The organism is Dellaglioa sp. CoH-55-MRSF-9, assembly GCF_056782155.1.
Map to the genome: position 1 here is coordinate 1 of NZ_JBXAYG010000156.1, position 243 is coordinate 243.

1 protein-coding gene is annotated in these 243 nt (G+C 54.7%); it reads left to right on the top strand.

Translation table 11 applies throughout. The features are described 5' to 3' along the window. On the top strand, positions 1-243 hold a 243-nt coding region (locus tag AC1RPV_RS08160; protein WP_481764263.1), incomplete at both ends, for a hypothetical protein.

Genomic DNA, 243 nt, shown 5'->3' on the forward strand with positions numbered 1-243 from the left:
CGCTGGACCTTACTGCACTCCGCAATTGGGATGTACTGTTGGTCCAACTTCTGGAAACTTCGCAAACGCGTTTCGACGAGCAGCGGATGCTGTTGACCAGCGATCAAGAAGAACAGACCCCGGCTTTGTCCGAATCCGAGCTGAAAGACCCTGTGTTTAGCCCAAAGATGAAAGACGTGCTTAACACCGTTTCTGGCTCCAGTGGGTCGCTTCCGAAGCCTGAGGCCGGTGCTCCATTCACGC